Annotated in this window: 16 protein-coding genes; 7 read left to right on the top strand and 9 right to left on the bottom strand. The window is 36.4% G+C overall.

All coding sequences use genetic code 11. The features are described 5' to 3' along the window. Window positions 1-176 precede the first annotated feature (176 nt). The 6 genes from hmpA to H4K33_RS06135 all read right to left on the bottom strand — a co-directional run bounded on the left by hmpA (window position 177) and on the right by H4K33_RS06135 (window position 5,446). Window positions 177-1,376, bottom strand: a complete 1,200-nt coding sequence (gene hmpA / locus H4K33_RS06160) for an NO-inducible flavohemoprotein (protein ID WP_182647592.1) — start codon at window positions 1,374-1,376, stop codon at window positions 177-179. A 144-nt stretch (window positions 1,377-1,520) separates the two neighbouring features. Next, window positions 1,521-1,958 carry an Rrf2 family transcriptional regulator gene (locus H4K33_RS06155; protein ID WP_182647591.1) on the bottom strand — a complete coding sequence of 146 codons (438 nt, stop codon included), beginning with the start codon at window positions 1,956-1,958 and terminating at the stop codon, window positions 1,521-1,523. A gap of 97 nt (window positions 1,959-2,055) precedes the next feature. Further along, window positions 2,056-2,481: a GNAT family N-acetyltransferase gene (locus H4K33_RS06150; protein WP_182647590.1), complete on the bottom strand. Its 426-nt coding sequence runs from the start codon at window positions 2,479-2,481 to the stop codon at window positions 2,056-2,058. Between the two features lie 11 nt (window positions 2,482-2,492). Further along, a complete protein-coding gene (locus tag H4K33_RS06145; RefSeq protein ID WP_182647589.1) occupies window positions 2,493-3,158 on the bottom strand; it encodes a hypothetical protein in 666 nt (221 codons plus the stop codon). 3 nt (window positions 3,159-3,161) lie between these two features. Further along, entirely contained in the window at window positions 3,162-4,139 is a 978-nt protein-coding gene (locus tag H4K33_RS06140) for a hypothetical protein (protein ID WP_182647588.1), read from the bottom strand. A gap of 155 nt (window positions 4,140-4,294) precedes the next feature. Beyond that, window positions 4,295-5,446: an Atu1372/SO_1960 family protein gene (locus H4K33_RS06135; RefSeq protein ID WP_182647587.1), complete on the bottom strand. Its 1,152-nt coding sequence runs from the start codon at window positions 5,444-5,446 to the stop codon at window positions 4,295-4,297. Window positions 5,447-5,510: 64 nt separating this feature from the next. Here H4K33_RS06135 and H4K33_RS06130 point away from each other — a divergent pair, with 64 nt between their 5' ends. From H4K33_RS06130 to H4K33_RS06115, 4 genes are all read left to right on the top strand, one after another. Next, complete coding sequence (locus tag H4K33_RS06130) at window positions 5,511-6,308, top strand: AraC family transcriptional regulator (RefSeq protein ID WP_182647586.1); 798 nt, start codon at window positions 5,511-5,513, stop codon at window positions 6,306-6,308. 146 nt (window positions 6,309-6,454) lie between these two features. Next, window positions 6,455-7,030 (top strand): porin family protein, encoded by a 576-nt coding sequence (locus H4K33_RS06125; RefSeq protein ID WP_182647585.1) that lies wholly within the window; start codon window positions 6,455-6,457, stop codon window positions 7,028-7,030. A 135-nt stretch (window positions 7,031-7,165) separates the two neighbouring features. Further along, the gene (smpB, locus tag H4K33_RS06120) at window positions 7,166-7,618 is read left to right on the top strand and encodes an SsrA-binding protein SmpB (RefSeq protein ID WP_182647584.1); all 453 of its coding nucleotides are present in this window, start codon (window positions 7,166-7,168) and stop codon (window positions 7,616-7,618) included. 76 nt (window positions 7,619-7,694) lie between these two features. Next, complete coding sequence (locus tag H4K33_RS06115; protein ID WP_182647583.1) at window positions 7,695-8,960, top strand: PQQ-binding-like beta-propeller repeat protein; 1,266 nt, start codon at window positions 7,695-7,697, stop codon at window positions 8,958-8,960. A 364-nt stretch (window positions 8,961-9,324) separates the two neighbouring features. Here the strand turns inward: H4K33_RS06115 and H4K33_RS06110 are convergent, their stop codons facing one another. After that, window positions 9,325-10,209, bottom strand: coding sequence for an alpha/beta fold hydrolase (locus H4K33_RS06110; RefSeq protein ID WP_182647582.1), 885 nt, complete (start codon window positions 10,207-10,209; stop codon window positions 9,325-9,327). Between the two features lie 118 nt (window positions 10,210-10,327). On the opposite strand from H4K33_RS06110, the gene H4K33_RS06105 reads away from it, so the two are divergent. Beyond that, window positions 10,328-10,705 (top strand): MerR family transcriptional regulator, encoded by a 378-nt coding sequence (locus H4K33_RS06105; RefSeq protein WP_182647581.1) that lies wholly within the window; start codon window positions 10,328-10,330, stop codon window positions 10,703-10,705. Between the two features lie 48 nt (window positions 10,706-10,753). Here the strand turns inward: H4K33_RS06105 and H4K33_RS06100 are convergent, their stop codons facing one another. Further along, window positions 10,754-10,939 carry a hypothetical protein gene (locus tag H4K33_RS06100; protein ID WP_182647580.1) on the bottom strand — a complete coding sequence of 62 codons (186 nt, stop codon included), beginning with the start codon at window positions 10,937-10,939 and terminating at the stop codon, window positions 10,754-10,756. A gap of 125 nt (window positions 10,940-11,064) precedes the next feature. Between H4K33_RS06100 and H4K33_RS06095 the strand changes: the two genes are divergently transcribed. Next, window positions 11,065-11,499: a hypothetical protein gene (locus H4K33_RS06095; protein WP_182647579.1), complete on the top strand. Its 435-nt coding sequence runs from the start codon at window positions 11,065-11,067 to the stop codon at window positions 11,497-11,499. 71 nt (window positions 11,500-11,570) lie between these two features. Here H4K33_RS06095 and H4K33_RS06090 read toward each other — a convergent pair whose 3' ends face one another. Beyond that, the gene (locus tag H4K33_RS06090; RefSeq protein ID WP_182647646.1) at window positions 11,571-12,212 is read right to left on the bottom strand and encodes a protein-L-isoaspartate(D-aspartate) O-methyltransferase; all 642 of its coding nucleotides are present in this window, start codon (window positions 12,210-12,212) and stop codon (window positions 11,571-11,573) included. Window positions 12,213-12,359: 147 nt separating this feature from the next. Here H4K33_RS06090 and H4K33_RS06085 point away from each other — a divergent pair, with 147 nt between their 5' ends. Further along, on the top strand, window positions 12,360-13,325 hold the full coding sequence (locus H4K33_RS06085) for a Gfo/Idh/MocA family protein (protein ID WP_182647578.1): 966 nt from the start codon (window positions 12,360-12,362) through the stop codon (window positions 13,323-13,325). Window positions 13,326-13,331 lie beyond the last annotated feature (6 nt).

The following is a 13,331-nucleotide window of genomic DNA, read 5'->3' as shown; positions in this document are numbered from 1 at the left end:
AAATTTACCTTCTTGTATTTCTTGTTTTGGCTATAGCATTTTTCGGTTTAGAACCTTTACTTTGAGTTGCGGGTAGTGCATTGATACCTACTCCATCTTCAGTACAGCAAATTGATTCAAAAAAATAAAAACCCCCTTTCACTTATACTGTCAAAGGAGGTTTATTTTTATTTTAGTTACAATTGTAAAGATGCTGGGCCAAATTCTTCAAAGAAAATTGCGGTTTTATCGACCTTTTGATCCACTAAATACTGATAGTGTTTTTCAATAAATCCACGAGGGCCACAGATGTAATATTCCGCATCTTGAGATACGATAAAATCGGGTACTTGAGCAAGCTCAACCCACCCCTGATTCACCTGCGCTGCTGTTTCACTAACTATATCGTAGAAGATATGTTGTTTCACATTAACATGCTGTTGTACAACTTCGGTTAATCTATCCTTAAAAGCGTGAACTTCCGCTTCTCTACAACCGTGAATCCACTGAACAGCAGGTACTTCTTCTTGTTGAATTAGCGATTCAAGCATCGATAACAAAGGGGTTTGTCCAATTCCACCACTAATGAACACTTTCTCTTTCACTGTGTTATTTTGCAAAACAAAAACACCAGAAGGCGCTGATAATTCCACTACATCTCCAACCTGCACAACTTGATGCAAACGATTGCTAATCAATCCATCAGGATGTTGACTTCCCTTTTCTTGTTTTACAGAAATGCGATAATATTCTCCATTCGGAGCACAAGAAATACTGTATTGTCGAGGCTGCAGTAAATTTAATTCAGGTAAAAATAAACGTAAACTCAAATACTGACCTGGTTTAAAATCAGCAATAGGCCCTTGATCTGCAGGATAGAAGTAAAAAGAAGTAATCTCACTAGATTCCACCACTTTTTGCTTAACAACGAAAGGTCTCCATCCTGTCCATCCTCCTTTCTCACTTACTTTTTGATTGTAAATATTCTGTTCATGACCAGCCATTAAATCCGCTAGCTCTTGATAAGCCACTGCCCATGCTCCAAGTAATTCATCCGTTGCTAGATCGCCTAATACTTCTTTTATTGAAGCAATAAGGTGTTTTCCTACAATAGCGTAATGTTCAGCTCGAATATCCAAACTTGTGTGTTTATGTCCGATCGCATTTACAACAGGAAGCAACACACTAGGTTGTTCAATATTCTCCGCATAAGCCAACACGGCCATTGCTAAAGCTGTTTGTTGCTTTTCATTTTGTTGATTCCCCATGTTAAACACGTGTTTTAACTCTGGATTATGCTCAAACATACGTTGATAAAAATGCTTCGTTAGCACTACCCCATGTGCTCTTAAAATAGGAACAGTCGATTTTACGAGTTCTTTTTGATTTGTTGTCATTTGTCTTTAGTTTTAAATTACAAGATAAAAAGAGTTTTTTATCCCTTATTTCAATATATCTCTCTGAAAGAAATCATATCGCAATACAAATAAAAGATATTTATATCCTTTATTCAACTAAAACAGACTTAAATTTTAATTTTTTTATTTATTCAGAGTAAATGCTCCATCAATAAGACCTTGGTTGAACTGGCCAATAGTGGTTGTTTTCAGAACACACGCTAAATTGTCTCTGATCTTTTTAAAATCGTGATGCAAAGGACATGGATTTGTTTCTGAACAATAGCTCAATCCCATTGCACAGCCAACAAAAAGTTCTTTTCCTTCCACTGCTTCTACAATTTCTGCAAGTGGGCGATTGAAGTCTTCCCCTTCGAGATAAAACCCTCCATTGGGTCCTTTTGCAGATTGTATAAGGCCTTCTCTACTTAATTTTTGAAGAATCTTTGCCAAAAAATGTTCGGGAGAATTGACTTCTTGCGCAATTTCTTTTATTCCCGATTTATAGCCTTGCTCACTTCGCTTAGCAATGTATAAAACCGCTCGTAATGCATATTCACAAGTTTTCGAAAAAATTCCCATAACTTCTTTTCTTCTATATTTTTATCGCACAAAGGTATGACAATTCCTTTGTATTCTATTCATTATAGGATCAATTGGATTTTATCGCACCTAAAGTTTATTTTAAGTATTTCACCAAATACTTAGGAACATCCTCATACCCCTGTCTAAAGTAAAAATCATGGGCTTTAGTTCTTCGACTATGGCTGTGCAATTCGATGCGATCACATCCCATTTGTCTTGCTAAGGCCGAAACATAATCTTCAACCCTTTTCCCAATTCCCTTACTTCTTACTTTCTCATCCACAGCAAAATAACTAATACGCATAAAATCTCCACGCACCGCAAGTTGAGGAATAATATGCAGGGAGATAAAGGCTACCACTTCATCTTGCTCTGTAACAACTAGCAATTTTTCTTGTTGACTTTGATTCATTATCGCAATTTTGGCGGGTAAAAAATCAATCGTATCAGGGTAGCCCATTTGGTTTAATAAATCTGCAACGACAATTTCATCTTTATCTTCCATCGTTCTTATTTTCATCTTTACACTTTTTATTCTTGTTCAAAAGAAAGCAAAGTTCCGTCTTTTTTAAATTCGATAGCATATCTAGAACGCTCATTGCTAATCGTTCGTGGATACCAACGCACGCGATTATTCCTCGTGATAACATAAACCATCAAATCAGAAGAATCTCCACCTATTTCTTCTACTTTTGCTTTTAATGCCTCGTATACATTATTTGCATGAACAAAAGGAATCTCATCTAAAGATACTAAGTCGTTTTCAATTTTAGTGTGTTTAGATAATACAATGGGTTTGGGTTGCTGCCATTGTCCATCCACATAATAGTATTCATCCACATAATCGGCATGATCTGGATTTTGAATTTGCAATAAAACACGATAATTATCGTAAAAATGAATGGATTGATACACATAAATGGGTTTCCCTTTGAGTTGGGGAAGATTGCGCAGTGCAACTTCTACTTCGTGTAAATCTTCTTTATGTGCCGCAAATTCACTCTTTTTTTGAGTCTGATTCGTCATCGTCTTGGCTACTGGGAGTTCCTCAGGCAACTGTACAGCTGTTTCATCAACTGAACCTATTGCTGTACTTCCATTTTTTGTATCCTCAATAGATTTTAAAAAATCTGCACAAGAACTCAAAAAAGCAAAAAATAGCAACAATAGGCTGGTAATTATAGTTCTTTTTCTCATAATTTACATTGTAATAAGATCGGATTCAAATTGTACTTTTTGGGGTTCTTTAGGATCATAAAACAACAGGCAATTGGTTTGAGTTTTAACGCTTCCCACTTCGAGTAAAGACACTATTTTTTTCACTACTACTTGATGGGTTAATCCTTGATCATCTGTATATTCGACATCAAATTTAACTTCTGGTTGCTCATTGATGTAAGTTCCAGTTTGTTGAACGCTCAGAATTGTTCCATTTGCGCGTTTTCCTCTAAATTTAAGAGCCAAACTAGACGTTCCAATATTCATCTTTCGCAAGAATAAAAACTTTACTATCACGTAAATAATTCCAGTAAATAGAATTAAAAAACCAGCACTACTAAGTAAGGGGTGACTCAACGTTAAAAAACGCCAACCATACCCTTGATTTTCCAACTGATAAGAAAACACGTAGTAATAGGTTATTCCGACCAAAAACAACAACCAACCTATAAAAAACCAACCATTTACTTTTCCTTTTGTCCCTTCAACAATAACATAAGGTCGTTGAGTAAAAGTAGAATCTACGCGAAGATGGATTCTTTTTCCCTCTTCAAAACGCCTTTCATTGGGTTTAGTATCTCGTACTTCTAGGGTATGTCGAATCGATTCTCCTTCCAAATTATGTAGGGCTAATACAAGTGATTTAATTGCTTCATTTTGCTTGAAAACAACACTTCTACTCGCTTGAACGATACGGGCTTCTAGTCTTTTTCCCTTTTGATTAATCTTAGCTATATTCCCTTTCGTTTGAATGGTGTATTTGAAAATAATCACAAACAAAACACAGAGAATAAATGCCCATAAAAGCAAACTAATCCCTAGATAAATCAAAGCTTCTGAAGGGTTAACCTGATCTAAATATCGATGTGGATATTCACTGTTATAGTAAATGATAGCTGGGTGTACAAAGATAAAATACAGAAAAAATAGGAGCCAAAATAGGCCAAAGGCTTTACGCATACTTGTAATTTTTGTTTCTTTATTTTTGCGTAAGGTGATGGGTGATTGTTCAAAAGTACAAAAAAATGTGTTTTTGAGTTTTCATTTTTTTGATTTTTAATTGGAAAGAAGAGATGAATATCCTCTCTTCTTTCTTTTCTCTTCTCTAAAAAAAATTATTCCACCTCAAATACTGCTTGAATCGAAACGCTAGATCCCAAAGGTAGAGAGCTTGCTCCTCCTGTATTTCTTGTGTGTTTTCCCTTTTCACCTAGCACCTCAACAACAAGATCAGAAGCCGGATTCATCAACACAGCATGCTGTGTATACGTATCTACCGTATTAAAGGCTCCGATGAGTTGTACACAACGCTTAACTTTACTCCAGTCACCTCCAACAGCTTCTTTCAGTATCGCTAACACATTAAGCATTGTAACTTTTGCAGCTTCTTGAACCTGTTCTTCGGTAACATCAATTCCCACTTTTCCTGGATTGAATATTTTGCCGTCTTTCAATGCTACTTGATTGATAAACACTAAATTTCCAGTACGCACGTACAATTCGTAATTCCCAACAGGCTTGGGTAAGGTGGGTAATACAATATTCTTTTCTTCTAAAATGCGATCGATAGTTGTAGATGTGGAAACCGTTTCTTTCAAATTCACCTGTGTTTTCTTTCTACTTCCTTGGAGAGCTAAAGCGATTCTCGCTAATTTTTCTCCTTGTTGCTGTGCTAAAAAGCGCTCGTCTTTTGTAGGACGTGCAATATGCGAAACAGAAGCCGGGCTTGTAATTCCCAAGACAGAATTACCTTGTACTAGGGTTTTGTCTATGCGATCAAATCCACTAATCCCATTAGGGATCATCAACATACCGTGAACGGATAAGCTGTTCCAAAACGACTGTAAAGCCAATTCATTTGCGGCACCACTTCCCCCCGACATAAACACTGTTGCTGGCATCTCTTCTAAAGCACGTTGCGTCCAAAGATCAACGGTCTTTGCTAAAAACGCACTCATTCCCGTGCTAATATTTCCGAAGTATACGGGCGAACCAAAAGCAATTCCATCATAAAGCGGTAATTCCTCTACGCTTGCAACTGGAATTTCTTGCAACACCGCAAGATGATCTTCTTTTACTTTTTTGATTGTTGCTTTTACCCCCTGTTGTTGTTCAATACCTTGCGCAATTTCTTTTGCCAAAGCATAGGTACCCCCATGATCTGAATCAATGAGTACCAAAATATGAGCTTGTTTATCTTGTCCTGTCATAATAGGTGAACTTAGCATAATAGTGATTCCCAATAGGAACATAATGAGTTGTTTCATCTTCTCTTGTTTTTTGATAGTCAAAGATAAGCTTGGTTTTTTTATTAACTTTGCCAAAAAGTAGATGCAAAACGACACAACTAAATGCGGATTAACGGAACAAAATAAGGGTGATTATGTAGATAACATCTCCAGTGAGGCCTATTTTTGGTATGTACAAAATTGGCAACACGATCCTTATATTCACGCACATCAACGATACCAATTAACCTATGTAGAGCAAGGATATCAGTACTTTCACTTGGGAACAAAAACCTACTTGGTTCCTCAAAATCACGTCATTTGGATTCCCTCTAATTTTGAACACCGCATTAGTTCAGAAGCGCAAGCTGTTCATTTGCGCGTTGCCTTGTTTAAAACCGTTCCTCAAGACGATTTTTTTCAGCATGTACATGTTTTCTCTGCTCCCCCTGTACTGAAAGAGATGCTTTTATATGCCAGTAAGTGGAATCAAGTTCTGGAAGAACATCCGGAACAAGTCTTATTCATTCAAGCCATTTTACGCAATTTACCCGAATTTTGCCAAGAAAATGAATCCCTACAGATTCCTGTACCCACGCATCCGCGCTTATTAGACGTTTGCAATCACATCAATACAAAGTATAACTCCACGTGCAAAATTGACGATCTGGCTGTCATTGCTCAGTTATCAACACGTAGTTTACAGCGATTATTCAAACAAGAGACAGGCATTACCCTTCAAAAATACACCCAACTCATCCGCATCTTAAAGAGCATTGAACTCATTGATCAACAGCAATATACACTCAGTGAAATTGCACATCAAATTGGGTACAAAAGCTTATCCGCTTTTTCTGCTTCTTACCATACGATCATGAAAACTAAACCCCATAAAAAATGACGTCAATTCAACGTTTTTATTGGTAAAAGTCGCGATATTTCAATTTCATTTTGACAGTAGCACAAACTCATTTGCGTTTTTTTGATGATCTTTATTGGTAAGCGACTCTTTTTTATTTAATTTAGCAGTTAAATAAAAAGGAAATTATGAAAAAATTAGGTTTACTATTTAGCATTATACTCACGACATTTGCGTTCAATTCTTATGCTCAATCTCCTCTAAATATAGGGATTAAGGCAGGCGCTAACTTCACTGACTTTTCAAGTAATCCAAAAGATTACAGCAGTAAGACCGCTTCGGGATTTGGAGTAGGTGCCATGGCGCGTATTAATTTAAATCGCTCTTATATTCAAGCAGATTTAATGTATGTAGAAAAGAGCGTTAAGTTTGAATCTGCGCTTGGAAGTGATAAAACAAAGATGAAAAACATCGAAATACCAGTAGTATACGGATATAAACTATTGAAAAGCCCTTTGTATAACGTAAGAGTTTATGGTGGTGGTGTATATTCTGTAGTTTTAAACGACTTATCTAAAGGTTCTGTTGATCATGCATTTGATAAATTCGACAAATCAAATATTGGATACCGTTTAGGTGCAGGAGTTGATGTTTTAAAATTCACTTTTGACGTTTCATACGACGGAGGTCTTAGCAATGTCAGCAAAGATTTTTCATCTAAACCAAACACTTGGTTCCTATCTGTAGGATTTAAATTTATTTAATCTCTACTACTAAAAATACAAGGCTATTACTTCTTTTAGTGATAGCCTTTTTTTATTTTTCCACATTTCCGCCGTACGCTAGAAGTGTTTCTATTCAAAAGTAGTTTTACTTTAAATTTTTATTATTTTTGTGCTATGCAAAAGAACATCAATATTCTAAATAAAAGAGCTAAGTTCGAATACGAGATCTTAGATAAATATACGGCTGGAATTGTACTTACAGGTACAGAAATTAAATCGTTGCGACTAGGGAAAGCTAGTATTGCAGAAAGTTTCTGTGAGTTTCAAAATTTAGAGCTTTTTGTGATTAACTCACAAATTGAAGAATATGCCAATAGCAGTCACTTTAACCATAAAGCCAAGACGGAGCGCAAGCTATTGTTGAATAAGAAAGAGTTGAAGAGTTTACACAAAAGTGTTCAGAATAAAGGATTAACGATCATTCCACTGCGTTTGTTCATCAATGAAAAAGGATTAGCTAAAATGGATATCGCTTTGTGTAAAGGAAAGAAAAACTACGACAAACGAGAAACAATCAAAGATCGAGACAATAAAATAGCCTTGGATCGCTTGAAAAAAGCGTACTAATGCTGTAATCCCTTCATATAAGCATCCTCTTTGGGTGCTTTTTTTATAACTACTACCAAAAATTACAACTTGAAAAATGAAAAAGAATCTACTATGTGCTCTAGCCTTTTTGCTAACTGTTCTGGCGTTGGGACAAAACAAAGAGTCAGATAATTACCCTAAAACAGGCGACGGAGAACCTGTATCACCAACAAGAGCTCCTCGAAGCGAAACCAATCAATATTCAAACAATCAAATTGGCACGGAATACGATTTCGTTCTCAACGATCGCTATCGCGAGTATGAAAAGGTACCACTAGATAAAAGCGCAATCCTCATTTATGATTATGATGGAACAGTCAAATCCTTCAATTTAGAAACCCAAAAAATCAACTGGTCTTTTGCTGCAAGTGATTCAACGGTCACCTATGCACGCAATAAAATGACCTTAGAAGACGGGGTGTTGTATGTTCCTTTTCACAATGGTGAACTTTACGCCTTGGACCACAAAACAGGAAAGAAATTTTGGGAGGTAAAAATTGGTTTGAAAAATGGAGCCCTCAACAAAATGATGATCAATCAAATTCCAGTGATTCACGGGGATAAACTGTATGTGGTTACCCAACATGAAAACAAGAATATTTACGCTTTAAATAAGAAAACGGGACGTCACATTTGGAACTATCAATTAGAATATCCCTATAACCACATGCCTGTTTTATATAGCAGTGATAAAATATTCGTTCCCAACGCCCCATATGTTTACAGTTTTGACGCCGAAACTGGAAAAGCACTATACATCCGCGGTTTTAAAACGGGTATGTATTCTAGAGCGGTAACAGATGGTACACGCGTTTTTATTGCAGATTTATATCGTGATCTCTTTGCTTTAGATCCTGAAAAACTGGATATCCTTTGGCAAATTGAACTACCTGAAGGGGCAATTGATCATAAAATGGCGTATAAAAACAATCAATTGCTACTGGCAACAGCACACAATTTCTACGCGCTAAATCCAGAAACAGGTGCTATCATCTGGCAAACAGAAGTGCCGCGCAAAGAACATGCGGAATCGCGCTTCGAAATAAAGCAATTGACGGCATTCAACACTAAACTATACGCGTACAACAACAAGAGCACTTTTTTTGTTGTGAATGAAAAAAACGGAAAATTAGAAAAGGAAATTGACTTGCAAAACACCCCAATTTCCAATATTGAAATACAAGATGAAAACACGGCTTACTTCTATTGTGAGGTTGGTTTAATCAAGCTCAACCTCAAAACAAACAAAGAAGAGCTATTGTACATCCGAGGTTCTATTCAATCCGATCCTAGCGAGAATTACATACTGCTAGTAAGGTAAACGAAAAACAGTCAATGAAACGCCTCTACATAAGGCTGACTGCTTTTACAGCTTAACTTCAGTAGCAAAGACGACATAATAGTTATCGCGTGATTTACGTACAAAAACGATGTAATAATACGGAGAATCTTGACTTACAGTTGTATTGTTATAGTAGTTTTAGTGCTATTTCGTTTTAGGTGAGTCCATAGTGAGTCCATAGTGAGTCCATTAAAATCGTATTTTTAATGGACTCACCATTAAGTTAAGTTAGACTCACATCAAAGGAAACCCTTCTAAAGTTAGGAGTAAGCTAGTAGGACTTATTGGTGAGCGGTTGAACCACTTTGAGCTAGATTCCCTCCTTTAAAAGACAATTTTTAAACTAAGAACCGGCAAACAAAATAATTGCATCCACTACATCTACCGGTTTTTCTGACAAAATAAAGTGCCCACAGTTTTCCAGCTTTTTTAGCTGAAGATTAGGTGCTAAGGGAGTTAAAGACTGTAGGAGTAGATCAAACCCACTACCGCCTAATCCCAATACGGGCATTGTTAACGTGTTAAACGATTTACTATCTTCGATATCTTGTGGAAAAGCTTGATACCAAGCATTAGATGCTCGAATAGCGTCTTTGGTATTATAGGCTGAGCTGTATACTTCCCTATCAAAAGCAGTAATACACGATTGATCGTGAATAAGGTGATCAAACAGCCAATCAATAACAAGGTTCATACGTCCTTCTAACAACTGTTCAGGTAATTCCTTTACTTGATTAAAAGCTAACCACCAAGGATAAAGATAAGGGTTGCCTAAGAATGGCAACATGGGCAGTTGATACATATCGACATTGGGATGCGGAGTATCGAGCATAATTAATTTTGAAGTGGCTTGCGGATAGTGTTGTGCAAAACTAAAAGCAACATGTGCACCAATGTCATGTCCTCCAATATTTACTTGATCATACCCCAATTGTTGAACCAATTCATAAACATCTTTCGCCATATTCTTTTTCTCATAACCTTCAATAGGTTTATCGGACTCACCCATGCCTCGCATTTCGACAACAATTACACAGAAATGTTCTGCCAAAAGAGGCATCACTTTGTGGTAGCCCCACCAAGTTTCAGGATAACCAGGAATCAAAACGAGAGGTTGACCTACTCCCCCCATAACATAATGCAATGTAGTAGTATTCACCGTTGCAAAACAACTCTTAAATCCTTTTAATTCCTTAACTAACAACGAATTACTTTCATATTTTTCCATAACCGAATTTCTATTTTTAGTTGCTTTTCATTTGATATATGTAAAACTAAATACTATTTTTACATCTCACAACCATGAAGTATACTTCATACTTTGTTTTTTAAAAATACTTTAACAAATGATGTTAATTAGCCAATTAGCCAAAGAAGTAGGAATGCCTGTTGCAACGATCCGATTTTATGAAAAAAAGGGATTGATTAACAGCGAAACAAAAAAAGAAATAACCTCCAACAATTACGCTTATTACGGAGAAGATACCGTTGATAAACTGCGATTCATTCAGATGGCGAAAGCCGTTGGGTTTTCCCTAGCTGAAATTAAAGAAGTAATCGATACTTGGTATGATAAACAATGGACAACAAAAGCTCAATTAGACGTTTTAAATCTCAAAATCAAGCAAATTGACGAAAAAATGAAAGAACTTCGCGCGATGAAAAAACAAATTGAACAGTGTAAGGTAAATATTGTGGAAAGGGCAAATACGCCATCTGTCTAGAAAAAGTATTCTTTTATTTGACTCCCAACAAACAACAATCCTTCCCACTCACCTTTGACACGAATTATTCTTACAGCCGAAGTTAAAAACAGCTTGTATAAATAAGTAAGCGGCAGGGATTCCCAACACCCACAGTTTTGAGTCAATGGTTTGGAACAACAATAACAAAGCGAGTCCCAATCGAATGTAGCGAATTGGAGTCCACGTTTTAAAAAAGTTGATAACGGTATTCATGTTTTTCTCATTTTTTGATTGTTCAAAAATAATTTTATTTTTTTTCCTGTACTGTAACATTTGTTACTGTAATCTTTGTTATCACGAAGTAGATTTGCTGTAAACAAACATCAAAATAGTTAAGTATGAAAACAATGCTATGGGCTATTGCCGTGCTAATTGGAGCCACGACTGTGGTAAATGCGACAAACCTTACGCATGCAAAGAACGAATCTGCATTACAAGTAACCACAGGAGATAAATATGCCATTTTGGTACAATCGACCAAAAACTTACGTGCTTCCATTATGACGGGCTCTGAGATGAAACAAGCGAATCCTGCACTTACCTTTGAAATTGTCATTATGGGACAAATGGTACAGGAACTAAATGACAAAGAATTACGACCAATCTTAGATGGAGCAAACAAAGCGGGAATCAAACTTGTAGTATGTGAATTTGCGCTTCAAGTATACGGGGTGGATTTGCAAGATTTACCTGCGTATTTTGTAGGAACTCCCAATGCACACAAGTACATGTTCCAACTAAACGAAAAGCAATATAACACGCTTTCTATCTAGAACAAACAACAAACCTTAATAATTTTTTTCAACAAAAAAAGCATCTCAAATGAGATGCTTTTTGCTTGTATCTAATTTTTATTTTCTAACATGGGTACAAATTTAAAATCTCCATGTTCGTGTTTTTCAAATTGGGTTTCATTTAAACGGATAAGTTCAATCATGGTTTGTTGATCTTCTCCAACAGGAATTATCATACGTCCGCCTACTTTGAGTTGTCCCATTAGGGCCTGAGGAATAAAAGGGGCACCTGCAGTTACGATAATAGAGTCAAAAGGTGCATAGTTGGGCAATCCTTTATATCCATCTCCAAAGGTTAATAATTTGGGACGAATACCCAATTTAGGCAACAATAGAGATGTTTTCTTATACAACTCCAATTGACGTTCAATGCTGTAAACACGAGCTCCCATTGCGACCAAAACCGCCGTTTGATAGCCACTTCCCGTTCCTATTTCCAATACTTTATCTTCGGGTTTTACCTGTAACAACTGCGATTGAAAAGCTACAGTATACGGATGCGAGATCGTTTGACCTGCTCCGATGGGAAAAGCTGTATTTTGATAGGCAAAATTTTCAAAACTTGAATCTATAAATAAATGTCTAGGAATGCGTCTAATCGCCTGAAGTACGGCTTGATCTTCAATGCCTTTCTCCTTCAATGCTTCAACCAACTGATTGCGCAATCCCTGATGCTTCGTAGAATCCTTCACTGTATTTAAATAATTTACACAAAAGTAACCAATATTTTTATAAAAAGCACCTTTTAATCCCATCCAAACAAAGTATTGCAAAAGATTTAAAGCTTAAATTTTACCCATTCCATAAATAAGTTTTATTTTTGTTCAAAATAATTTTTTATGCTTAAAATTGGCGTATTGGGAGCTGGGCATTTAGGTAAAATTCACTTGCGTTTGCTCAACCAATCAGAAAAATACGAACTAGTAGGTTTTTATGACCCTTTTAAAGAAAATGCAAACAAAGTAGCACAAGAATTTGGGTATACCCAATTTGACAGCATTGACGAATTAATTCAGGCTGTTGATGTTATTGATATTGTGACTCCTACCCTTTCTCATTTTGACTGTGCTAAAAAAGCGATCGAAGCGGGAAAACACGTTTTCTTAGAAAAACCAATTACCACAACTGTTGCAGAAGCAGAAGCTATTATCGAACTCGCACAACAATACAACGTCTTGGGACAAGTAGGACATGTGGAGCGTTTTAATCCTGCTTTTGTATCTGTTCGATCAAAGATTGAAAATCCAATGTTTATCGAAACACATCGCTTGGCTGAGTTTAACCCTAGAGGAACAGATGTTCCTGTGGTTTTAGACTTAATGATCCACGATTTAGATGCAATTTTAAGCGTGGTAGACTCTCCTGTAAAACACGTGAGTGCTAGTGGTGTTTCTGTTTTAAGTGAATCACCCGATATTGCCAATGCGCGAATTGAATTTGAAAATGGTTGTGTTGCCAACGTTACGGCAAGCAGAATCTCTATGAAAAATATGAGAAAATCGCGTTTCTTTCAACGTGATGCCTATATTTCAGTAGATTACCTAGAAAAAACATGTGAGGTAGTAAAAATGAAAGATGCCCCTGAAACACCAGGTGATTTCGATCTTATCTTACAAAATGCCGAAGGATTAAAGAAACAAATTTACTATGACAATCCAACGGTTTTACCAAATAATGCTATCTTAGATGAGCTAGAAACGTTTCACGATGCCATTGTCAACAAAACAAGACCTATCGTAACACTAGAAGACGGTACAAAAGCCTTGCGCTTAGCCTACCAAATCATAGAAGCATTTAAAAACTAACTTTAA

This window comes from Myroides sp. WP-1 (genome assembly GCF_014145635.1).
Classification (GTDB): domain Bacteria; phylum Bacteroidota; class Bacteroidia; order Flavobacteriales; family Flavobacteriaceae; genus Flavobacterium.
This window is presented reverse-complemented; position numbering and strand designations above follow the sequence as displayed.

Bases quoted from the DNA above. Each gene is read 5' to 3' on its own strand.
- H4K33_RS06105 (WP_182647581.1), top strand. From the start codon at position 10,328: ATGATGTTAATTAGCCAATTAGCCAAAGAAGTAGGAATGCCTGTTGCA.
- H4K33_RS06115 (WP_182647583.1), top strand. From the start codon at position 7,695: ATGAAAAAGAATCTACTATGTGCTCTAGCCTTTTTGCTAACTGTTCTG.
- H4K33_RS06145 (WP_182647589.1), bottom strand. From the start codon at position 3,158: ATGAGAAAAAGAACTATAATTACCAGCCTATTGTTGCTATTTTTTGCT.
- H4K33_RS06110 (WP_182647582.1), bottom strand. From the start codon at position 10,209: ATGGAAAAATATGAAAGTAATTCGTTGTTAGTTAAGGAATTAAAAGGA.
- H4K33_RS06155 (WP_182647591.1), bottom strand. From the start codon at position 1,958: ATGGGAATTTTTTCGAAAACTTGTGAATATGCATTACGAGCGGTTTTA.
- H4K33_RS06100 (WP_182647580.1), bottom strand. From the start codon at position 10,939: ATGAATACCGTTATCAACTTTTTTAAAACGTGGACTCCAATTCGCTAC.
- H4K33_RS06135 (WP_182647587.1), bottom strand. From the start codon at position 5,446: ATGAAACAACTCATTATGTTCCTATTGGGAATCACTATTATGCTAAGT.
- H4K33_RS06140 (WP_182647588.1), bottom strand. From the start codon at position 4,139: ATGCGTAAAGCCTTTGGCCTATTTTGGCTCCTATTTTTTCTGTATTTT.
- hmpA (WP_182647592.1), bottom strand. From the start codon at position 1,376: ATGACAACAAATCAAAAAGAACTCGTAAAATCGACTGTTCCTATTTTA.
- H4K33_RS06125 (WP_182647585.1), top strand. From the start codon at position 6,455: ATGAAAAAATTAGGTTTACTATTTAGCATTATACTCACGACATTTGCG.
- H4K33_RS06085 (WP_182647578.1), top strand. From the start codon at position 12,360: ATGCTTAAAATTGGCGTATTGGGAGCTGGGCATTTAGGTAAAATTCAC.
- H4K33_RS06130 (WP_182647586.1), top strand. From the start codon at position 5,511: ATGCAAAACGACACAACTAAATGCGGATTAACGGAACAAAATAAGGGT.
- smpB (WP_182647584.1), top strand. From the start codon at position 7,166: ATGCAAAAGAACATCAATATTCTAAATAAAAGAGCTAAGTTCGAATAC.
- H4K33_RS06095 (WP_182647579.1), top strand. From the start codon at position 11,065: ATGAAAACAATGCTATGGGCTATTGCCGTGCTAATTGGAGCCACGACT.
- H4K33_RS06150 (WP_182647590.1), bottom strand. From the start codon at position 2,481: ATGAAAATAAGAACGATGGAAGATAAAGATGAAATTGTCGTTGCAGAT.